Origin of the sequence: Providencia sp. PROV109, from assembly GCF_033681625.1 — a bacterium.
GTDB classification, from domain to species: Bacteria; Pseudomonadota; Gammaproteobacteria; order Enterobacterales; family Enterobacteriaceae; genus Providencia; species Providencia hangzhouensis.
The window spans coordinates 4,142,054-4,164,055 of sequence record NZ_CP096320.1; the positions used below are offsets into that span (position 1 = coordinate 4,142,054).

Annotated in this window: 24 protein-coding genes; 9 read left to right on the forward strand and 15 right to left on the reverse strand. The window is 41.9% G+C overall.

Annotated elements, in window-relative coordinates; all coding sequences use genetic code 11:
* Positions 1-32: 32 nt before the first annotated feature.
* A complete protein-coding gene (gene msrA / locus M1F25_RS19160) occupies positions 33-674 on the forward strand; it encodes a peptide-methionine (S)-S-oxide reductase MsrA (protein ID WP_004905960.1) in 642 nt (213 codons plus the stop codon).
* Between the two features lie 253 nt (positions 675-927).
* Positions 928-2,295 carry a hemolysin family protein gene (locus M1F25_RS19165; RefSeq protein ID WP_004905961.1) on the forward strand — a complete coding sequence of 456 codons (1,368 nt, stop codon included), beginning with the start codon at positions 928-930 and terminating at the stop codon, positions 2,293-2,295.
* A gap of 74 nt (positions 2,296-2,369) precedes the next feature.
* Here M1F25_RS19165 and M1F25_RS19170 read toward each other — a convergent pair whose 3' ends face one another.
* Positions 2,370-2,576: a DUF1107 domain-containing protein gene (locus M1F25_RS19170; protein WP_004905964.1), complete on the reverse strand. Its 207-nt coding sequence runs from the start codon at positions 2,574-2,576 to the stop codon at positions 2,370-2,372.
* Positions 2,577-2,866: 290 nt separating this feature from the next.
* On the opposite strand from M1F25_RS19170, the gene M1F25_RS19175 reads away from it, so the two are divergent.
* A complete protein-coding gene (locus tag M1F25_RS19175) occupies positions 2,867-3,427 on the forward strand; it encodes a YtfJ family protein (protein ID WP_110591050.1) in 561 nt (186 codons plus the stop codon).
* 195 nt (positions 3,428-3,622) lie between these two features.
* Here the strand turns inward: M1F25_RS19175 and qseC are convergent, their stop codons facing one another.
* Both qseC and qseB read right to left on the reverse strand, forming a co-directional pair.
* The gene (qseC, locus tag M1F25_RS19180; protein WP_181489723.1) at positions 3,623-4,984 is read right to left on the reverse strand and encodes a quorum sensing histidine kinase QseC; all 1,362 of its coding nucleotides are present in this window, start codon (positions 4,982-4,984) and stop codon (positions 3,623-3,625) included.
* The gene (qseB, locus tag M1F25_RS19185; protein WP_004905970.1) at positions 4,984-5,646 is read right to left on the reverse strand and encodes a quorum sensing response regulator transcription factor QseB; all 663 of its coding nucleotides are present in this window, start codon (positions 5,644-5,646) and stop codon (positions 4,984-4,986) included. The genes qseC and qseB overlap by 1 nt, the downstream gene beginning before the upstream one ends.
* 179 nt (positions 5,647-5,825) lie before the next feature.
* Between qseB and M1F25_RS19190 the strand changes: the two genes are divergently transcribed.
* The 4 genes from M1F25_RS19190 (at position 5,826) to mqo (ending at position 9,140) form a co-directional block, all read left to right on the forward strand.
* Positions 5,826-6,230: a YgiW/YdeI family stress tolerance OB fold protein gene (locus M1F25_RS19190; protein WP_036958838.1), complete on the forward strand. Its 405-nt coding sequence runs from the start codon at positions 5,826-5,828 to the stop codon at positions 6,228-6,230.
* A 114-nt stretch (positions 6,231-6,344) separates the two neighbouring features.
* Positions 6,345-6,935, forward strand: coding sequence for a GDP-mannose pyrophosphatase NudK (nudK, locus tag M1F25_RS19195; protein WP_047756352.1), 591 nt, complete (start codon positions 6,345-6,347; stop codon positions 6,933-6,935).
* A 313-nt stretch (positions 6,936-7,248) separates the two neighbouring features.
* Positions 7,249-7,638 (forward strand): cupin domain-containing protein, encoded by a 390-nt coding sequence (locus tag M1F25_RS19200; RefSeq protein WP_036958789.1) that lies wholly within the window; start codon positions 7,249-7,251, stop codon positions 7,636-7,638.
* Positions 7,639-7,646: 8 nt separating this feature from the next.
* Positions 7,647-9,140, forward strand: a complete 1,494-nt coding sequence (gene mqo / locus M1F25_RS19205) for a malate dehydrogenase (quinone) (RefSeq protein WP_112308111.1) — start codon at positions 7,647-7,649, stop codon at positions 9,138-9,140.
* Between the two features lie 44 nt (positions 9,141-9,184).
* Here the strand turns inward: mqo and cysQ are convergent, their stop codons facing one another.
* The gene (cysQ, locus tag M1F25_RS19210; protein ID WP_181488779.1) at positions 9,185-9,925 is read right to left on the reverse strand and encodes a 3'(2'),5'-bisphosphate nucleotidase CysQ; all 741 of its coding nucleotides are present in this window, start codon (positions 9,923-9,925) and stop codon (positions 9,185-9,187) included.
* 124 nt (positions 9,926-10,049) lie between these two features.
* The gene (locus M1F25_RS19215) at positions 10,050-10,670 is read right to left on the reverse strand and encodes a peptidylprolyl isomerase (protein WP_004907421.1); all 621 of its coding nucleotides are present in this window, start codon (positions 10,668-10,670) and stop codon (positions 10,050-10,052) included.
* Between the two features lie 218 nt (positions 10,671-10,888).
* On the opposite strand from M1F25_RS19215, the gene M1F25_RS19220 reads away from it, so the two are divergent.
* Together M1F25_RS19220 and M1F25_RS19225 are read left to right on the forward strand one after the other, a co-directional pair.
* On the forward strand, positions 10,889-11,488 hold the full coding sequence (locus tag M1F25_RS19220) for a LysM-like peptidoglycan-binding domain-containing protein (protein WP_094961665.1): 600 nt from the start codon (positions 10,889-10,891) through the stop codon (positions 11,486-11,488).
* Positions 11,489-11,638: 150 nt separating this feature from the next.
* Positions 11,639-12,388, forward strand: a complete 750-nt coding sequence (locus tag M1F25_RS19225; RefSeq protein WP_112308113.1) for a CDP-diacylglycerol diphosphatase — start codon at positions 11,639-11,641, stop codon at positions 12,386-12,388.
* A gap of 97 nt (positions 12,389-12,485) precedes the next feature.
* Here M1F25_RS19225 and rplI read toward each other — a convergent pair whose 3' ends face one another.
* From rplI to hflK, 10 genes are all read right to left on the reverse strand, one after another.
* The gene (gene rplI, locus M1F25_RS19230; protein ID WP_004905983.1) at positions 12,486-12,935 is read right to left on the reverse strand and encodes a 50S ribosomal protein L9; all 450 of its coding nucleotides are present in this window, start codon (positions 12,933-12,935) and stop codon (positions 12,486-12,488) included.
* Between the two features lie 38 nt (positions 12,936-12,973).
* Positions 12,974-13,201: a 30S ribosomal protein S18 gene (rpsR, locus tag M1F25_RS19235; RefSeq protein WP_000135199.1), complete on the reverse strand. Its 228-nt coding sequence runs from the start codon at positions 13,199-13,201 to the stop codon at positions 12,974-12,976.
* Positions 13,202-13,205: 4 nt separating this feature from the next.
* Positions 13,206-13,523: a primosomal replication protein N gene (gene priB, locus M1F25_RS19240; protein WP_094961667.1), complete on the reverse strand. Its 318-nt coding sequence runs from the start codon at positions 13,521-13,523 to the stop codon at positions 13,206-13,208.
* An 8-nt stretch (positions 13,524-13,531) separates the two neighbouring features.
* A complete protein-coding gene (gene rpsF / locus M1F25_RS19245) occupies positions 13,532-13,927 on the reverse strand; it encodes a 30S ribosomal protein S6 (protein ID WP_004905988.1) in 396 nt (131 codons plus the stop codon).
* A gap of 155 nt (positions 13,928-14,082) precedes the next feature.
* Complete coding sequence (gene rlmB, locus M1F25_RS19250; RefSeq protein ID WP_004905989.1) at positions 14,083-14,832, reverse strand: 23S rRNA (guanosine(2251)-2'-O)-methyltransferase RlmB; 750 nt, start codon at positions 14,830-14,832, stop codon at positions 14,083-14,085.
* A 114-nt stretch (positions 14,833-14,946) separates the two neighbouring features.
* On the reverse strand, positions 14,947-17,415 hold the full coding sequence (gene rnr / locus M1F25_RS19255; RefSeq protein WP_036958793.1) for a ribonuclease R: 2,469 nt from the start codon (positions 17,413-17,415) through the stop codon (positions 14,947-14,949).
* 42 nt (positions 17,416-17,457) lie between these two features.
* Complete coding sequence (gene nsrR / locus M1F25_RS19260) at positions 17,458-17,880, reverse strand: nitric oxide-sensing transcriptional repressor NsrR (RefSeq protein WP_004907407.1); 423 nt, start codon at positions 17,878-17,880, stop codon at positions 17,458-17,460.
* 331 nt (positions 17,881-18,211) lie between these two features.
* Positions 18,212-19,513, reverse strand: a complete 1,302-nt coding sequence (locus M1F25_RS19265) for an adenylosuccinate synthase (protein WP_004905994.1) — start codon at positions 19,511-19,513, stop codon at positions 18,212-18,214.
* Between the two features lie 279 nt (positions 19,514-19,792).
* A complete protein-coding gene (gene hflC, locus M1F25_RS19270; protein WP_004905999.1) occupies positions 19,793-20,794 on the reverse strand; it encodes a protease modulator HflC in 1,002 nt (333 codons plus the stop codon).
* Between the two features lie 2 nt (positions 20,795-20,796).
* Complete coding sequence (hflK, locus tag M1F25_RS19275) at positions 20,797-22,002, reverse strand: FtsH protease activity modulator HflK (protein ID WP_094961668.1); 1,206 nt, start codon at positions 22,000-22,002, stop codon at positions 20,797-20,799.

The following is a 22,002-nucleotide window of genomic DNA, read 5'->3' on the forward strand; positions in this document are numbered from 1 at the left end:
TATTTGTGTGGTCAATACATATAGGAATCATTATGCCTTTTAATAAATTTCACTCTGCAAGTATTGCACAACCTCTGCCCGGCAGAGCAACTGCTATGACTTACTCACCATATCATGCGCTTAACCATCATTCGATTGAGATTATTCCTAAGAATATGGAAATTGCTTATTTTGCCATGGGTTGTTTTTGGGGAGTTGAACGATTATTTTGGCAGCAAGCTGGGGTTTATTCAACTTCTGCTGGGTATTGTGGTGGAGTGACCCCTAACCCGACCTACGAGGAAGTTTGCTCTGGGCGAACTGGCCACGCAGAAGCGGTTCGTGTCGTTTTTGATCCGCAAGTTATCAGTTACTCTCAACTATTGACATTATTTTGGGAAAACCATGACCCTGCACAAGGCATGCGCCAAGGAAATGACATGGGAAGCCAATATCGTTCCGCAATTTATACTGTGTCAGATGAGCAAGACCAGCAAGCGATGGAAACACTGCAAGCTTACCAAAATGCAATGAAAGCGCAGCATGACTCTCGTGCAATCACGACCGAAATAGCGCCCTTAGACACGTTCTATTTTGCCGAAGATTACCACCAGCAGTACTTATACAAAAACCCGAATGGATATTGCGGATTAGGAGGGATTGGTATCTGTTTACCACCTTCATTAAATAAATAAATCAATAACTTAATACAGTGAATTCATCTTCCCAACCATTCAAGTTGCTTTTCAATATGACTTAAAGCAGCTTGAATGATGATGAATATCTAGGCAGATAAATCACCTCAGTGCTATACTAATGCAACATATCAACAATTTGCGCATATTGCGCAACATATATTTGCATACTCAATATATTTAAATACACGAGACTATGCCTTCAGAGATTTTTGAATTTTATGGATTCTTCCTTTGATTGGCTGGATAACTTATGCTCAACAGTTTATTAATTGTTCTATTATTATGTGCAATTAGCGCATTCTTTTCTTTGTCAGAAATTTCTCTGGCAGCTTCCCGCCGCATTAAACTTAAACTTATGGCCGACGAAGGCAACATTAATGCGGCTCGCGTGCTTAAATTACAAGAAATGCCGGGAATGTTTTTTACCGTCGTTCAAATTGGTTTAAATGCCGTTGCTATCCTTGCCGGTATTGTGGGGGAATCTGCTTTTTCTCCAGCTTTGTACGATATCTTTATTCAATTTTTATCCCCAAGCTGGGCTCAACAAGTTTCATCAATCCTGTCATTCACCATTGTGACAAGCTTGTTTATTTTAGTGGCTGATTTAACGCCTAAGCGCATTGGTATGGTAAAACCTGAAGCCATTGCAATTCGTATTGTGAATCCGATGCGCTTCTGTTTAGTGGTACTGAGCCCATTCGTCTGGTTTTTTAATGGCCTTGCTAACCTGTTTTTTAAATTATTCAAATTACCTACATCACGCAATGAAGATATCACTTCTGATGATATTTTTGCGGTCGTTGAAGCGGGTGCTGTAGCAGGTGTGTTACGTAAACAAGAACACGAATTAATTGAGAACGTGTTTGAGCTGGAATCACGTACTGTACCATCAGCGATGACTCCGCGTGAAAGTATCATTTATTTTGACAAAGACGAGTCAGAAGAAAGCATCAAACATAAAATTTCAACCCAGCCACATTCTAAGTTCCTAGTATGTGCAGGGGGTATTGACCATGTTATTGGTTATGTTGATTCAAAAGAATTACTTAATCGCGTGCTCAATGGGCAGAGCTTAAGTTTAAAAGATGGTGTTCACATTAGAAATACGCTCATGATCCCTGACACCCTCTCATTATCAGATACCTTAGAAGCATTTAAAACAAACGCCGTCGATTTTGCTGTGATTCTCAACGAATATGCATTAGTCATGGGTATCATTACCATCAATGATGTAATGATCACTCTAATGGGGGACTTAATTGGTCCAGGGCAAGAAGAGCAAATCGTAGTACGTGATGAGAATTCTTGGTTAGTTGAAGGCGGAACGCCAATTGAAGATGTGATGCGCATTTTAGATATTGATGATTTCCCTGACTTTAGCAACTATGAAACCATCGCAGGGTTTATGATGTACCGGCTAAGAAGAATGCCGAAACGGACAGATTATGTGAAATATGCGGGCTATAAATTTGAAGTCGTCGATATTGATAATTACAAAATTGACCAATTACTCGTAACTCGCCTGACTACAGCGCCATCACCTGTCGTTGTACAACCCGGAAAAAATACTATTGAAACGGCTGGCGCAAAACAACAAACAAAAGATACAGGACATTAATGCTTGATAGCGAAGCCGTTTCTTTCAATGCGCCACCTATGTGGCGCGCTGTTAACCAAAAACTGCTGATTAACCTACCCCAGTTCTGCCTGCAATAATGAAACCTGTTTATTGACCTCACTCATCACATTGTAATGGCGCTTATCACTGATTTTAGGTGGTAGAATTTTCCCATAGTTAAACTCAAATGCCCCAAAATCCTTAATATAGAGCCTGCCACGGAATAACGTTTTGACGTAAAGAGCAATCTTAGATGGGTTATAACGGTTAAAAATTTTCATTAGAACTTTGCCTCCCCTTTGTTCTTACGATATTCAATAACTCATACCGTACAATAATCATAGACCAGAAATTTTCATTTTGGTTCTAAAATTGCAGTTTTATTCAATTTACTGACATAACATGACACTGTAAATTAACTGTTAAAACCCCATAAACTTTGCTTTTATTCTAAATTTTAAAAAAATGTTAAATTACCTCTTGTAACTCATCCGATGAGCTATGCTATAAATAGTAGTCAGCAGACAAACCACTAGGCTCACATGGCAAAATAATCAATCAAGGGGCTTTTATGATAAAAAATTATTTACTTTTAATATGCTTGCTTGGGGTATCTGCAGTAGCTTCTGCAGCAAATATTCAATTAAACCAATCTGTTCCTGCTGTTTCTGTCACTGACAAGGGTGAGCTTGTCATGAATAATGACGGGAAATTGGATTATCAACCGTGGAAAAGCCAACAGCTCGTTGGAAAGGTGCGTACTATCCAACACATTGCTGGCCGTTCTTCAGCAAAAGAACTCAATGCCCCCTTAGTTGAGGCTATCAAGCAAGCCAAGTTCCCTCACGATAGCTATCAAACAACAACAATCATTAATACCGATGATGCAATTTTCGGTACGGGTGTATTTGTGAAAAACAGCGTTGAAGATAGCAAAAAAGAGTTTCCATATTCACAATTTATTGTTGATAGCGAAGGTACGGTGAAGAACGCATGGGGCTTGAAACCAGAAAGTTCAGCAATTATCGTATTGGATAATCAAGGGAAAGTGTTGTTTTTCAAAGATGGTGAATTAAATACCCAAGAAGTTCAAAAAGTCATTAGTTTGTTAGTCTCATCACTAAACCAATAACGTCTACCTTTTGCTGTTACTAAGTTAGTATGTAGTGTGCGCAATTTCGCACACTACAATTTCTCACACGCGACAGGTAGTTAGCCCTATCTCACTTGAGTTAAAAATAGTGAGTTATGCTAAAATGCCCTTACATTAAATATGCATAATTATGATTATTATTTTAATAAACAATCATAATTAATGTGCTTATTATCACGTTTTAGTTTCATTCCAATACACTTTGGCACAAAAGCCCCCATTAACGCCATGAGTAAAAATAACTTGTAAATGATGCAATTGCGCAATCCGTTTAACAATAGAGAGCCCTAAGCCACTCCCAGTTTTTTCTTGTCCCGGCGGACGATAGAAGCGCTCACCTAACCGCCGTAAAACTTCAGGTGTCACGCCATTACCATCATCTTGAATTTCAAAGTGATCAGCATACAAAATAATCTCCACTCGCCCCTCTATTTTTCCATAACGTATTGCATTATTGAGCAAATTTCTCAGCAACGCATTGAGTAGTAATGGCTGACCTTGAAAATCAGGGGGGCTAGCAACTAAAGTATTTATTATCGTTGTTTGCTGCTCTTTAGCTTCCGGCTCTACATCTTTTATCGCCGCTTCAATTAACTCAGGCCAAGATACAACTGTAATATCATCAAGTTGCGTGGATGACTCTAACCGAGACAACATCAGTAGTTGGTCAACGAGCCTTGTCGCCCTATCAATACCTTCCGATAAATTAGCCACTGCATGATTACGGATATCTGCATTATTCCCTGCAATTTGTACCACTTCTGCCTGCACCCTTAATGCTGCAAGTGGGCTACGTAGTTCATGAGCCGCATCCGAGGTAAATTGTCGTTCACGAGCAAACATTTCATTAATACGGCCAAACAGTACATTCATAGAGTCAATAATAGGTCTTACTTCACTGGGAATTCGCGTCACTTGTACTGGGGTTAGTTCATCAGGTTTTCGGTGATACAACTGGTTTGCTACGTCCTTCAATGGGCGTAAAGCTCGTGTCAACAGCCATAAAAATAGTAATAACATGATTGGCAAAGCAATCAACCAAGGCATAAATTGTGCAACCATAATATCGGTTGCCATTTCTTGTCGGTATTCCCACTCTTGCCCTACTGCAATGATATATCGACCATCTTGAGATTTTAGCCACACAAAACGCCAAGGGTCGTCACTTCCTTGGATCATCCCATCGCTAAACCCTTCTCGCTTAAATTGATAGACGATGTCTCTACCGTTATCACCGTCGTTTAATACCATTTCGCCGCCTGGTGTAAAAATAGCAAATGCCAGTGCATCGTCATCTTGATGGCCACGGTTCTTTCGCAATAGCTTTTTGGTTTTAGTCAGTGAAGGCCGGCTCAATTCAAAGTCTGATGGTAAAACAGATAACCGTTTAGCAAACGCCATTTGCTGGGTATCAAACAGCTCATTAATCGTTTTATAGCTTTGGTACCACGCTAACGAACTGGCGATCCCCCATGTCAGCAAAGCTAACAAGAGCAGCATTAAAGTGAGTTTCAGCCTAAGACTAAATGTCTTCATCATTTATCATCACCTAATCGATAGCCAACACCATGAATGGTTCGAATAAACTTATTGCCTAATTTACGCCTTAAATGGTGGATATGCACCTCAACAGAGTTACTAGAGACCTCTTCATCCCAGTTATATAATTTCTCTTCAATTAAAGGGCGAGAAAAAACTTTATTTGGGTTATGCATAAATAAAGAAAGTAAAGCAAACTCTTTCCCTTTTAGTTGTACAGGTTCACCTTGCTGTGTCACCGTCATTGCAACTGGATCCATTTCGACATCACCATGCGTAAGTTTAGAAGATAATTGCCCACTTCGGCGGCGGATCAACGCTTGCAAACGCGCCATGACTTCCATTAAAGCGAATGGTTTACAAAGATAATCATCAGCCCCTTGTTGAAGTCCTTGAACACGCTGATCCAAAGCATCCCGTGCCGTCAAAATCAAGACTGGCTCATCACGCCCCTCCTTACGCCAATGCTTCAAAATATCCATTCCATCAATATTTGGTAACGAAAGATCGAGTACAACAGCGTCATAAGGTGCATCAAATAAAGCGAGTTGCCCCTGTTTACCATCCATAAACCAATCAATGGTAAATCCTAATTGGGTTAAGCCCACTTTTAAGCCATCACCAATTAACCGGTCATCTTCAATTAGTAGAATTCGCATAATCTACCCCCATATTAGAATATTATTATATTTATCCTATCAGCTATAATATGACTAGCTATTATTGGCAAAATTAAAAATATAATTCGTTAGTTAAGTTTCTTAAGATCCTGTTAAGATTTACTTGGTTTAATACCCTCCATACAAACAAGTTTACATCCAATTTGGAGATACCGATGATGAAAAAATTACCTGTAATTGCTTTAGTTGCTGCACTCGCAAGTGCACCTGTTTTCGCTGCAAATGGCGGGTTTGACGGCCCTGGCGCTGCCACAAATACAACAGCCCAAACCTCTCCAACCGGTGGTTTCATCGGCCCAAATAGTGGGGAAATGACTGTCGCAAAAGCACTTGATATGTCAGATGACAGCTGGGTTATTTTACGTGGGAATATCGTCAAACAACTTGACCATAAACATTATGAATTCACCGATGGTACTGGCACTATTAATTTAGAAATCAGCGAAAAGCGTTGGAATGGCATAAATGTAACACCAAAAGATAAAGTTGAAATTCGCGGTAAAATTGATAAAGACTGGAATTCAAGAGAAGTCGAAGTTAAACAAATCCAAATAATTAAATAACCCGCAAGTTTACAATGGGATCTGCTCTAAAGCAGGTCCCATCTAAATCCTATTTCATACAGAAATTAACAGTGCTAAATTAACAAAATCATTTTTGGTTACTAAGGCTGCTTAATGACTGTAAAACTCCCTAACATACGGAATATTCGTGAGAAACTGCTTTCAGATAATTGGTATATTTTAAAAAAATATACTTATGAGTTACAACGTCGAGATGGTAGTTGGCAACAACAAGAGCGCGAAGTCTATGATAGAGGCAATGGTGCCGTTATTTTGTTATATAACAAAATAAAAAATAGCATTATTTTAATTCGTCAATTTCGTATGCCTGTTTATGTTAATGGCTATTCTGATTTTCTGATCGAAGCCGCCGCTGGTTTACTAGAAAACGCCTCACCAGAAGCTCGTATTATTGCTGAAGCAGAAGAAGAAACGGGTTTTAAAGTCGATAAAATTCAAAAAGTTTTTGAAGCCTTTATGAGCCCTGGTTCAGTCACCGAAAAACTCCACTTTTACATTGCTGAATATAGCGATAATAATCGTCGTAACGCAGGTGGTGGGCTTGAAGAAGAAGGGGAAGATATTGAAGTTTTAGAGTGGCCCTTCCCTAAAGCCGTTGATGCGATAAGAACGGGAGAAATAGTTGATGGTAAAACCATTATGCTAATCCAATATCTCGCCCTAAACTCTATTCTAAAAAGCTGATCCTATACTTATAGCTCATAATGATAAAATAAGTCATCGTGAGCTCTCCTATTTTTTATCAGTCATTAAACGAACGATAAAAATAAAACAAATCATAAAAAGACAATCAACTTTTATTATTTTGTTGTTTAATTAAAAAATAAAATCATAAAGCCAAGATAAAACATATTTAGCTTTGACCTACTCGCTAAAAAACTTTAAATTCAAATAATATTAATTTTATATATCATCATTTTAAGAGTCTTATTTTTGCATCCAATGAATATCAAATAATTGTTATACATTACAGTCGGTGATTAAGGAGCTAAATAAAATGATACGCTGCGTTCGTATGTGGACAGGAGAAGATGGAAATTCTCTATTTGAAGAGGGCACTCTTGAGCTCAATAATATAGCAGGAGGCGATAACCAAACCCCTACCATTGCAGTCAACGAGCTTACCTTTCGTGAAACAGTTTCTGGCGGCTCTTTTGATTGGCATCAAGACCCAGTTCCTCGCTATGTCATTACACTTTCAGGTACTTTAGAATTCGAAACCAAAGATGGTTCTAAATTTATCATCAACCCAGGTGATATTTTACTTGCGCAAGATAATACAGGAACAGGCCATAAATGGCGGCTTATTGGTGATGAACCTTGGCGTCGTGCTTATGTTGTCTATCAAGAAGGCACCGATCTTTGCTTCACTCCAACAAAAAAATAGGGGGCATCATGAGCAAACCCATTGCTGAGAATGTCGATATTGCTCTCATAGGTGCAGGGATCATGAGTGCAACGCTTGGTACATTTCTCAAAGAACTTGAACCTTCACTGACGATCGCCGTTTTTGAAAGGCTAAACGACTGTGCCCAAGAAAGTTCCCACCCGTGGAACAATGCGGGAACAGGGCATGCCGCTAACTGTGAGATGAACTATACACCACCAAATCCAGATGGTACGGTGGACATCAGTAAAGCCCTTGAAGTCAATACCGAATTCGATCTCTCTCGTCAGCTTTGGTCTTATCTGGTCACCAAAGGCAAAATTAAAGACCCACGTGACTTTATTCACCCATGCCCACACATGAGCTTTGTTTGGGGTGAAGACAATGTAAAATTCTTGAAACAACGCTACCAACAGATGTCTGCTCACCACTGTTACCACAACATGGAATACAGTGATGATCCAAAGCAGATCAACGAGTGGGCACCTCTGATCATGGAAGGTCGAGACCCTAAAGAAGCGATTGCGGTTACCCGTGTTAATACTGGTGCTGATGTCGATTACGGTGCGCTAACGCATTTATTAATCGCACAATTAAGCGAACAGTCCGGCTTTTCAATTCACTATAAACATGAAGTCATCGATGTTAAAAAAACCGCCGATGGCAGATGGAATATTGAAGTTAAAAACCTACTCACGCACGAGAAAACAATGACTTCAGCGAAGTTTGTGTTTGTTGGTGCAGGCGGTAGAGCAATCGAATTACTACAGAAATCAGGGATCCCTGAAGGAAAAGGGTATGGTGGATTCCCTGTCAGTGGTATCTGGCTGCGTTGCGATAACGAAGAAATTGCCTCTCGCCACCATGCAAAAGTCTATGGTAAAGCAGACAAAGGCTCACCACCAATGTCTGTTCCACACTTGGACACTCGTATTATTGGTGGTAAACGTTCTCTATTATTCGGGCCTTATGCCGGTTTTTCGAGTAAATTCCTTAAGCACGGCTCTTATTTAGACCTGTTTGAATCGGTTAAATTGAATAACATTGAACCAATGCTTGCGGTTGCGAAAGATAACTGGTCACTCGCAGAATACTTAGTGGGCCAAGTCCTGCAAACTTCTGCTCACCAATTTGCTATGCTGCAACAATTCTACCCAGAAGCACAGCATGAGGATTGGAAAGAGGTGGTTGCAGGGCAACGAGTACAAATTATTAAGCCTGACCATGATAAAAAAGGGGTTTTAGAGTTTGGTACAGAACTGATTACTAGTGCGGATAAATCATTTACTGTATTGATGGGAGCATCTCCGGGGGCCTCCACAGCGGCATTTATTGCGCTAAACGTATTAAAAACGTGTTTTGATGAGCAACTCAAAGCCGATGGATGGGAAACACGTTTAAAAGACATCATTCCAACCTATGGGATTGACTTAAAAACGGATGCAAAAGCCTGTTTAGATATTCGTACAGCCACTGCCAAAGTGCTGCAACTAGATAATTAGTTATTAATTAGGTTGGGAAATCACTTCCCAACCTTTATTGATGTTTAGAATAAAATCACCCGAAAACCTGGATTTAAGAAAGACTCTCGAGGTGTATAATCGAGCGTTTTTCCATGCCAATCAACGACTTTTGCCCCTGCACCAATGGCAACCGCATGTCCAGCTGCAGTGTCCCAAATATTTGTAGGCCCAAAACGTGGATAAAGCTGTGCTTTTCCTTCTGCGACCAAACAAAACTTGAGTGAAGAACCAATTTCTACTGTCGTGTGTTCACCCATTTGTTTTAAATAATCCATTAATTCATTGTCTTGATGGGAACGGCTGATAACAATGACTGGTGGCTTGGCATCATTCACATGAATAAGTTGCTTATGGCCACCCTCCTCCTTCCATGCCTGATTACCTTCAGCGTAGTACAGCAGCCCTTTCGCTGGGGCATAAACTACCCCCATCGTTGGTACACCGTTCTCGATAAGGGCAATGTTAACCGTAAAATCCCCATTACGATTAATAAATTCTTTCGTTCCATCCAATGGGTCAATCAACCAATAGCGTTGCCAATTCTGCCTGACTGGCCATTCAGGAGGATCTTCTTCAGACAGTTGGGGGATATCAGGAGCAATACGAGCAAGGCCCGCGGTAATCACATTGTGGGCGGCAATATCAGCCTCGGTAACAGGCGAATTATCACTTTTGTGTTCAACCTGTAAAGGTTCTTGCGCATTATAAGTTTCCATAATCGCATAACCCGCTTCTTGAGCTAATTCGCAAACTTGCTGTAGCATATTATTCACCTCTCTGATGACCCTTTACTGCAAGAGTAGCAATTGTGTGAAATTAACGCCATAAAAAAAGCCCCAAAGTCCAAAGACGATGAGGCTTTTTAGCTGTGAACTGAACTAACAGAAATTATAAAATTTCAAGTAATTCAACTTCAAATACTAATGTACTGAATGGCGGGATTGATGCACCTGCACCACGCTCACCATAAGCTAATTGGTGGGGGATATATAATTCCCATTTAGAGCCGACTGGCATCAGGGTCAATGCTTCAATCCAACCTGGAATAACGCCGCTTACAGGAAACTCTGCTGGCTGCCCACGCTGTACTGAGCTATCAAACACAGAGCCATCAATTAAACGCCCTGTATAGTGAACACGTACGCGGTCTGAGCGAGATGGGATAGCACCATCACCTTGGTTAATCACTGAAAATTGTAAGCCAGACTCAGTCGTTGAAACACCATCACGTTTTTGGTTTTCATCTAGGAATTTTTGGCCTTCTTCCGCTAATGCTGCCTGGCGGGATACACGAACAGCGTCGGCACGCTCATGCACTTCACGCAATGCTTTGTGCAGAGTTTCAACAGGTACCGATGGCATATTGCCTTCTAAAGCGTCAACGAGGCCTGCTAGAATTGCATTTGGCACTAAACCTTCTAGCCCTGACTCTAATAATTGCTGCCCAACTTGTAAACCTATGCCATAACTCGCTTGAGCTTCTACCGAATCGAAATTTTGGTTTGCCATTAAAATACCCATATGATTTTGAGAAAATCCAAGAATAGCAGCCCCATCCTTATGGGTAAACCCAAACAATGAATCTAAAGAATAAAACTGATTGATTCCCGACAAATTTATTCAGTGTTCTCTGAAAAATTCAGCCCAACGCTAAAAAAGCCTAAAAAGGGTGCTAGTATGCGTATTAATACGGTCTAATTTACTCATTGCCTCATCAAGGAGGAGTGATGTTTAAACTTTCAAAATTTCATCGCTATGGTATTGCACTGCTTGCCTTAATTGTCGTGGTCGCTTTTTTTTGGCCTGCAAGCGAAAAATCCCCCAGCGATATTGTTCAAAACCAGCCTATTGTTATCCCACCACCTACTACCCCTGAGGTTGTGCCTGAACCGACTATTACACCGCCGATACCAGAGCCCGTGCCGGCACCTGAAGATAATTCACCTCTTTTACCTACTGAGCCCGAAATTATCCCAGAACCTAATGAGCCTGAACCTAATGAGCCTACGACGGTAACATCACCAGAAAAAACGCCTGAGCCCAAAACAACTCGCCCTTCTGCTAATGAATGGCAAAACTACCGAGTACAAAAAGGGAAGACGCTCGCACAACTCTTTCGCGATAATAACTTACAAGCCAATGACGCTTTTATTATGGCACGCGTTGAAGGGGCGGAGAAACCACTGAGTAATTTACGCCAAGGGCAAAAAATTCGTCTGAAAGCGAATACAAAAGGTGAAGTTCAATTATTAGAAACTACCGGCTCTGATGGGAAAACTTATAGTTTCGCGCGGTTAAGTGACGGAAGCTATTACCGTACACCTTAGTTTAAACACCGACTTTAGGGTAGCATCCCGCTACCCTAATACTTAGTCTGAATTTGCACTATTTACCCCACCTTGGCTTAACAATATATAAATTTAGCGATATATAATAAATAGTCTCTCTCACTAACATGTTAAGCAATAAAAACTATCATGCTAAAGCGCAAATGGATTAACATATTTTTAGGTGTGGCTCTTTTATTACTTATCGTGATTGTTAGCTCTATTTCATGGTTCAAGATCAATTCAAATGCGCTGTGGAACATCGTTAATACTCAATGTATTCCATTACTTCCAACAACGCTGCCCTGCTTGAAAGTGGAACAGGAAAAATACTATGTATTATTCAAAGATAAAAAAGGGCCTTTACACAACTTAATTATCCCGACTGAAAAGATCACAGGGATAGAATCTAGCCAATTATTGGAACAAAACTCACCCGACTATTTTGCTATCGCTTGGCAAGAAAGGGGCAGTTTGTCACAACAAACAACCCACCCAATTCCTGAACATTTATTGGCCATTGCGGTAAACTCCCAATATGGCCGCTCCCAAGACCAACTCCATATTCATATTGCCTGCTTAAAACCTGAGATAAATAAAACGCTTAATCAACTTTCATCAACAATAACAACACATTGGGCTTCTTTATCTTCTGAACTAGCGAGTCATCATTACTTAGCCAAAAAATTTCCGGAAGGCTCACCCCATGTAGAAAATTCGTTTCATCAACTAAACGAATATGTCATCAAGCATCACGATAAAATGGGTAATTTTGGCCTAGCAATGGTACAGCTTAAAGATGGTTCTAAGGTATTACTTGCCAACCGATTGAATTTTTGGGATTTGAACTTAGGTTCTGCGGGTGAATTACTCGACTACCAATGCTTAGCTAATCAATAAATACAAAAATATTGTCTAGAAAATAAAAAACACCGGACTTAGCCGGTGTTTTTATTCGCATCATGGATAACCCAGTGATGCATATCATCATTATTGATTACTCAGCAACGATGATAACGTTCAGCTCTGCGAAAACATCGCTGTGTAACTGGAAGTGAACTTCGTGGTCACCAGTAGTACGCAGAACGCCGTTTGGCAGGCGAACTTCGCTTTTCGCGATTTGAACGCCAGCCGCAGTAATTGCGTCAGCGATATCACGAGTACCGATTGAACCGAACAGTTTACCTTCGTCACCAGCTTTAGAAGCTAAAGTTACAGAACCCAGAGCAGTAACAGCTGCTGCACGAGCCTGTGCTGCTGCCAGAACGTCAGCTAATTTAGCTTCCAGTTCAGCGCGGCGAGCTTCGAAGAATTCGATGTTTTTCTTAGTCGCAGGAACAGCTTTGCCCTGTGGAACTAAGAAGTTACGAGCATAGCCCGATTTAACGTTAACCTGATCACCCAGGCTACCTAGGTTAGCTACTTTATCAAGCAGAATAACTTGCATTACCTTATCCTCTATTAGTCGTTAATGGACTGTACCAATTACTGATGACGATCAGTGTATGGTAACAGAGACAGGTAGCGAGCGCGCTTGATAGCACGAGCGAGCTGGCGTTGATATTTTGCACGAGTACCGGTGATACGGCTTGGTACAATTTTACCACTTTCAGTGATATAGTTTTTCAGCGTTGCGATATCTTTATAGTCGATCTCTTGAACGCCTTCCGCTGTGAAACGGCAGAACTTGCGACGACGGAAATAACGTGCCATATGGCTAGTCTCCAGAATCTATCAAATCAATCTGCTCGGCATGGAGGACAATCTTGCTGATCCCATTGCGCCCTTGATGGGTACTAATGAAACCGCTTACTGTAATCCAACTGCCGACCGTTATACTGTGAGTATGGGCTTGTAAGGTTTGTCCGCTGGCGATAATGGGCATTCTGCACCATGCTTGCCTTAACAGTCCTGCTTCCAGCTGCTGTGAACGATGTTCTAAAACAAACTGGCAGTGAGGAATGCCTGACGGACTCACTTTTCGAATCAATGCTTTACAGACTATGCCTGTTAACACCAAACGATTAGTGGTCACCTGCGCAATTACTCTTCAGAATCCCCAGTTTCTTCTACTTCTTCATCCTGATATTCATCAGACATGTCACGGCCACGACGTTCGTCTTTAGCTTTGACCATTGGAGAAGCTTCTGTTACTGCGTGTTTTAAGCGCATAACCATGCTGCGGATAACGGCATCGTTGAAGCGGAAGTTAGTTTCCAGCTCATCAATCGCTTCCTGCGGCGCTTCTACGTTCAGAAGAACATAGTGTGCTTTGTGCAGTTTATTGATTGGGTAAGCCAGTTGACGGCGGCCCCAGTCTTCCAGACGGTGAATCTGACCTTGTGCGTTAGTGATAACAGCACTGTAACGCTCGATCATGCCCGGAACCTGTTCGCTTTGGTCAGGATGGACCATAAAAACGATTTCGTAATGACGCATTAGTAGTTGCTCCTTACGGATTATTAGCCTCCTGTCTGGGTTAACCGCGGCCCGCGGAGGCAAGGAACTTATTGAGTGCGGCTAAAAAATTGACGCGTAACTATACCCATCCCTGAGATAAAACTCAAGAGATGGATACCGTTTTACATTAAATATTATTTTTCTACAGAAACAGGTAAGCGCTGACGCACCGCTTCAAATAAACAAACCCCTGTCGCCACTGACACATTTAATGATGACACAGAGCCCGCCATTGGAATACTAATTAACTCATCACAGTGCTCACGAGTTAAACGGCGCATGCCTTCGCCTTCAGCTCCCATAACTAAGGCTATCGAGCCGGTTAATTTGCTTTGGTATAAATTATGGTCAGCTTCACCCGCCGTTCCCACAATCCATACATTGTATTCTTGTAGCAAACGCAATGTCCTTGCCAGATTCGTCACACGAATAAGTGGAACATTTTCTGCCGCGCCACAGGCCACTTTTTTCGCGGTTGCATTAAGCTGAGCAGATTTATCTTTAGGAACAATCACAGCATGAACGCCAGCGGCATCAGCGCTACGTAAACACGCGCCTAAGTTATGTGGGTCTGTTACGCCATCTAATACTAATAAAAATGGCGATGATGTGTTCTCCAATAAATCAGGCAGATCACCTTCTTGATACTGTTTACCCGGTAATACTTTCGCAATGATACCTTGGTGAACGGCGCCTTCGGTTTGGCTATCCATCCATTGACGGTTCGCCACTTGAACAACAACACCTAACGCTTCGATTTCATGCACCAGCGGCATTAATCGGCGGTCTTCACGACCTTTCAAAATATAGACTTCTTTAATGCGTTGCGGTGAACGCTCAAGTAAGGCTTTCACTGCGTGAATGCCATAAATCATTTCGCTCATAAATTTCTTATTTATATTAATAAATAGTAAAGTGGCGTGTTAGCGCCACTTTGGTTAATAACGATGGTTAATAACGATGGTTAATAACGATGGTTAATAACTACAGCAATACCATTATCCCTCTTGTTTTTGGGATTTTTTTGCAACGCGTTTAGCTTTTAATTTTGCTGTAATTTTTCTGGTTTTATCGGAAGGCTTTTTGCCTTTTCCTTTCCCTTTCGCCTCTGGCTTAGCCTCAGCTTTTTTTCCTTTTTTATCGGAACGACGAAATGCAGAATCAGGCTCGAAGTTTTTATCTTTACTCGCATCCGCTTTTCGACGAGCTGGGCGTGTAGCATTTTTAACTTCTTGCTTCATTTTGTCCCGCGCCGTTTTGCCCGGGTTTTTCGCTTTACGAGTGGTTGAAATTAATGCGAAATCGATGGTGCGTTCATCCATATGCACCGCTTCAACACGAATTTCCACTTCATCGCCAAGACGGTAAGTGGTACCTGATGATTCACCAATTAAACGCTGACCGACCGCATCATAACGATAGTAGTCATTATCCAACGTTGAAATATGCACTAAACCATCAATAAATAAATCATTAAGGCGAACAAAGAAGCCAAAACCGGTCACACTGGTAATTAAACCTGTAAAGGTTTGGCCTACTTGGTCCTGCATGAAATCACATTTCAGCCAGTCAGCCACATCACGTGTTGCTTCATCAGCACGGCGCTCAGTCATTGAGCAGTGCTCGCCAAGCTGTAACATGCTATCCATGTCTGAATGCCAGCCACCCGTTTCCGTCCAGCGTTTATCTGAATGACCATGTTCTTTAGCCAGCAGATATTTTATCCCGCGGTGTAACGTCAGGTCTGGGTAACGACGAATTGGTGATGTAAAGTGAGCATACGATTTCAAACCTAGACCAAAGTGACCACGATTTTCAGGATCATAAATCGCTTGTTTCATTGATCGTAAAATCATGGTTTGTAGTAATTCATGATCAGGGCGTTCAGCCACTTCATTCATTACCTGCGCATAATCTTTCGGCTCCGGCTTCATTCCGCCCGGCAGAGTCAACCCTAATTCACTAAAAACAGAGCGTAAATTCATCACGCTTTCTTCTTTAGGGCGGTCATGCACACGGTACAATGCAGGCTCTTCATTTTTCTCAACGAACCGAGCCGCCGCAATGTTAGCCAAAATCATGCACTCTTCAATCAATTTATGTGCATCATTGCGCTCTACTGGCTCAATACTTTCAATACGTCGCTCCGCATTAAAAATAAATTTCGCTTCTTCAGATTCAAAAGAAATCGCACCACGCTCAATACGTGCAGCATCAAGTGCTTTATATAATTGATGCAAATGCTCAATATGTGGCACTAGCGCTTTATAGTGCTCGCGCAGTTCTTCGTCTCCTTCCAAGATTTTCCATACTTTTGTATAAGTTAACCTTGCATGAGAACTCATAACCGCTTCATAGAACTTGTATGAAGAAAGCTTACCAGATGCCGACACAGTCATTTCACACACCATACACAGGCGGTCAACACCAGGGTTAAGTGAGCACAGACCGTTCGATAAGACTTCCGGTAGCATAGGAACGACTTGAGATGGGAAATATACCGAATTACCGCGGCTACGCGCTTCTGTATCCAGAGCCGTTTGTGGGCGGACATAATAGCTTACATCCGCAATCGCCACCCATAAGCGCCAGCCACCGCCTTTCTTCGGTGCACAGTACACTGCATCATCAAAGTCACGAGCATCTTCACCATCAATCGTGACTAACGGTAAGTCGCGTAAATCCACGCGCCCTTTTTTCGCAGACTCAGGGACATGTTCACTTAGGTCAGCGACTTGTTTTTCAACTTGTGGTGGCCATGAATGTGGGATTTCATGAGTACGTAAAGCGATTTCCACCGCCATACCTGTGCCCATTGTTTCGCCTAATACTTCAATGATATTCCCCACCGCTTGCGAGCGACGTTGTGGACGAGTGACTAATTCAACCACCACCACATTACCCATTCGAGCGCCAAGAACACGATCTTTCGGTATCAAAATATCAAAGCTTAAACGGCTATCATCCGGTACGACAAACCCCATCCCCGATTCGATAAAATAGCGACCAACAATTTGGTTATTACGCGGCTCTAACACACGAACAACCCGAACTTCTGTACGCCCTTTACGATCTTGCCCATAAGGTTGCGCCAAGATAACGTCCCCATGCATGGCGCGTTTCATTTCATCTTGAGATAAATAGTAATCTTCTTTTTTACCATCAACACGTAGGAAGCCGTAACCATCACGGTGGCCAATGACTTTCCCTTTTAATAAGTCTAAACGCTCCGGTAATGCATAACACTGACGGCGAGTGAAGACCAGTTGACCATCACGTTCCATGGCTCTTAACCGACGACGTAATGCCTCTAATTCATCTTCTGTCGATAAATTCAATAATTGTGCGATTTCTTCGCGGTTAGCTGGTGCAGTACGCTTCGAGATAAGGTCAAGAATATATTCTCGACTTGGAATTGGGGACTCGTATTTTTCTGCTTCTCTTTCCTGAAAAGGATCTTGTGACATCGTTACCTCCGTTGTCATCAGAATTCATAACTACCGCAAATGCTAATCAAGCAGTAGTTGATAGAGCGGGCTGTTATCTTTCACCATGTCCGCCAGCGTGTATTGATCAAGTTCTTGTAAAAACTGCTGTATTGCTTGGTGTAGCACACCTTTTAAACGACACGCAGGTGTAATGTGGCAAAACTCGCCACTACAATTAACAAGAGTCAGGGGTTCTAATGCTCTAACAACGTCCCCTATACGAATTGATTCTGCTGGTTGTCCTAGTGTAATCCCGCCATTTTTGCCACGAGTGGCTTTAATATAACCTAAGTGACTGAGTTGATTAATAATTTTTACCATATGGTTACGAGATACACCGTAGACCTCGGTGACCTCAGTAATACTGGTCATTTTCCCTTCACCCAGAGAAGCCAGATAAATAAGAGCTCGTAACCCATAATCTGTAAAACTAGTCAGTTGCACAATCACCTCAAAATTTTAGCTATAACGCTGTTGGCCGCAAATCAGTGGCCTAAAAACATGTGACTTCTTTTAAAATTCACATTTACTATTTCTAACCCAACACATTCAGTTTTCTGAATAAAATATAGCATGCTAATAAATTATATGTTGCTAAATACAGTTTAACGTATAACACAGGTCAAATATGCATTTAATTGCACAGAATTTGCACACAAAAGTGACTTAATTCAATCATTATGGGGAATTTTGACTGTTTTATCAAAGAAGCGACATATTGGAAGGAGGTAAAGCAGTAAAAAAACTGCGCCCGTTTAAGGCGCAGTCAGTGTTATTACTCAACATCAAATGGATCACGCAGGATCATGGTCTCTGAACGATCTGGGCCCGTTGAAATAATATCAACTGGAATACCCGTGAGTTCTTCAACACGTTCGATGTAATTCAGAGCTGCTTGTGGCAGTAATTCTCTTTGTTTCACACCAAAAGTTGTTTCTTTCCAACCTGGCATTGATTCATAAACTGGCTCTAAACCATCCCACTCATCAGCAGCTAAAGGTGTTGTTTCTAACACTTTACCATCTGGACGACGGTAGCCTACACAAATTTTGACTTCTTCTAAACCGTCTAAAACATCCAGTTTAGTCATACAGAAGCCTGACAGTGAGTTGATTTGTACCGCACGATTAATCGCAACGATATCTAACCAACCAGTACGGCGTTTACGGCCTGTAGTTGCACCAAATTCTTGGCCTTTTTCACGCAGGAACTCACCCACTTCGTCAAACAGCTCAGTAGGGAATGGGCCCGCACCAACACGTGTTGAGTAAGCTTTGATAATACCTAATACGTAGTTTACATAGCGAGGACCTAAACCAGAACCCGTCGCCACACCGCCAGCAGTCGTATTTGAAGAAGTTACATAAGGATAAGTACCGTGGTCGATATCTAATAATGTCCCTTGTGCGCCTTCAAACATCACTAATTCATTCTTCTGATTTGCTTTATAGAGCAGATCAGAAACATCAATTACCATGCCAGTTAGGATATCAGCCACAGCCATAATATCATCTAACGTTTTTTGGTAATCGACAGCAGGTTCTTTATAGTAATGAACAAGTTGGAAGTTGTGGTATTCAACGATTTCTTTTAATTTTTCTGCAAACGTTGCTTTATCGAATAAATCACCAACGCGCAAACCACGACGTGCAACTTTATCTTCATAAGCAGGACCAATACCACGACCTGTTGTCCCAATCGCTTTGGAACCACGTGCTTTTTCACGCGCATTATCTAATGCGATATGATAAGGCAGGATCAGTGGGCATGCTTCAGAAAGACGTAAACGTTCCCGAACAGGAACACCGCGGTCTTCCAATTCTTTCATCTCTTTCATTAATGCGTCTGGCGCTAAAACAACACCATTAGCAATAATGCTGATGACATTTTCACGAAGAATACCGGATGGAATTAAGTGGAGAACGGTTTTTTCACCGTTTACAACAAGAGTATGGCCAGCATTATGGCCGCCCTGATAGCGAACTACATATTTAGCACGCTCTGTCAGCAAGTCAACGATCTTGCCCTTCCCTTCGTCACCCCATTGGGTGCCCAGTACGACAACGTTCTTACCCATTTTGAAATACACTCGGTTGCTTAAAAATGAATTCTACCATCAAAAATGAACTGTTCCAGTGATATTTTGGCAATACAAAAATTTTTTCTGGAAAGCAAGTAAAATGGTATTTTTTATTTCTGCCGTAAACTCAAAATGAATGCCATCAGTTGAGCAGCTCAAATTTTCCCTGAAAAATCCTATACTTAAAACGACAGGCGAAAAAAAGCCCACCGAAGCGGGCTTTTCTTTAATAGATTAACAGTTATTTTGCTAGGTTGCACGCAACTTAGCTTGTTATTAATCTGTCGCGCGAAGCTTAGTTGGTGCCTTCATAAAGCGGAAGAAATCAGTGTCTGGGCTTAATACCATCACGTCTTCACCACTCTTGAAGCTTTGCTCATAGGCACGCAAGCTACGAATAAACGCATAGAACTCGGGATCTTGGTTGAATGCATCAGCAAACAGTTTCGTTGCCATCGCATCACCTTCACCTCGGTAAGTCAGTGCGGTACGCTCTGCTTCAGCCAACGTTTCTGTTACTGTTTTATCTGCAACAGCGCGGATCTTAGTCGCTTCTTCTTGACCTTGTGAACGATGTTGACGTGCAACTGCTTCACGTTCTGCACGCATACGCGCATAGATAGCTTCAGAAACTTCGTTTGGCAGCTCAATACGTTTAATACGTACATCGACAACCTCGATACCCAACGCCGCCATACTGTTTGCATTCACAACCAGTGGCTTCAGGTTCGTTTCCTCTTCAACACGTTTTGCTGCATCCGCAATCGCTGCATCCGCTTCTTTTGTTGAGTCGTCAATTGCAGTACCTTTGTTCAAAGCATCACGCACATCAACAGTTAAACGACCACGTGAATCAGTGATAATGTCTTTAACGCTTAAACGACCAAACTCAGAACGTAAACGGTCACTAAATTTACGTTTTAACAGGGTTTCCGCTTGGAATGGATTACCACCGCCAGTCGCTACATAATAACGACTGAAATCAGTAACACGCCATTTCAGGTAGGAGTCCACCATTAAGTCTTTGTTTTCACTTGTCAGATAGCGGTCAGCTTGAATTTCAAGAGTCTGAATACGTGCATCCAACATTTTCACAGTTTCAATAAATGGAACTTTGAAATGCAGACCCGGCTCATAAATGATCGGTTTGTTTTCAGAGTCACGTAGAACTTTACCAAAACGCAATACGATACCGCGGTCAGTTTGAGGAACAATAAAGATAGATGCGTATGCAACTGCCAAGATGGCAATAACGATAACAATTAGCGATTTACGCATGATTATTGTCTCCCTACTCTAACAGCATCACCACGAACAGCGTTGTTTGGCTGTGCTGGTGTTGCAGCAGATGATGACGAACTATTGCTTGGCGTCGCCATTCTTGCTGACGGATTAGCTTTTGACGTTGAAGCCGCATCTGAATTTGTACCGCGCATGATTTGATCCAGCGGCAGCACTAACATGCTGTTGCTCTTATCATTCGCAATCACTTTACGTGTATTACTTAACACACGCTCCATTGTGTCGATATACAAACGCTCACGGGTGATTTCTGGCGCAGCACGATATTCAGGTAACATTTTCGCAAAACTTGCCACCTCACCCTCTGCTTTGAAGACCACACTCGCTTTATACGCTTCAGCTTCTTCAATTAGGCGTTGTGCGTTACCTTTTGCCAGTGGAAGAACTTCATTTCGATAAGCGTGCGCTTCACGAATGGTTTTTTGTTCTTCTTCCCTTGCTGAGATTACGTCATCAAATGCCGCTTTAACATCTTCAGGTGGACGTGCTGCTTGGAAGTTGACGTCAAGCAGTGTGATACCCATCTTGTATGGTGCAATTGTTGCTTCGAGCTCTTTTTGTGTAACATCACGGATAAAAGCACGATTCGTAGTCAGTACTTGCTCCATCGCAGACTGACCGATTACACCACGCACAGCACTATCTAGCGCCTGACGCAGACTATTGTCTGGGTTTGTGACACTAAATAAATATTGCGCAGGGTCGGTAACACGATATTGAACGTTCATTTCAACGCGGATCACGTTTTCATCTGACGTTAACATCATGCCATTTGTCGCTTGTTCACGTACGGTTTCTACGTTGACAGGAATGACCCTATCAATGAAGGTTGGTTTCCAGTTCAAACCAGGCCCAACAATACCACTATATTCACCAAAACGTAATACTACGCCACGGTCACTTTCTTTGATGGTGTAGAAGCCTGAACCTGCCCATACAACAACGATAGCAGCAAGAGCTAACATACCTAAACGGCCACTGATTTGTGATGGTTGTTTATTATCACCATCACCACCGCCGCCTTTATTTCCACCAAGCTTGCTGCCTAGTTTACGAAAGAGATCGTCGAGATCATAAGCCCCACGTTTTCGACCACCTTTGTTCCCGCCAGAGTTGCCGCCTTTATTGCCGCTTCCCCACGGATCGCGGTCTTGTCCGTCATTACCGGGCTGATTCCACGCCAT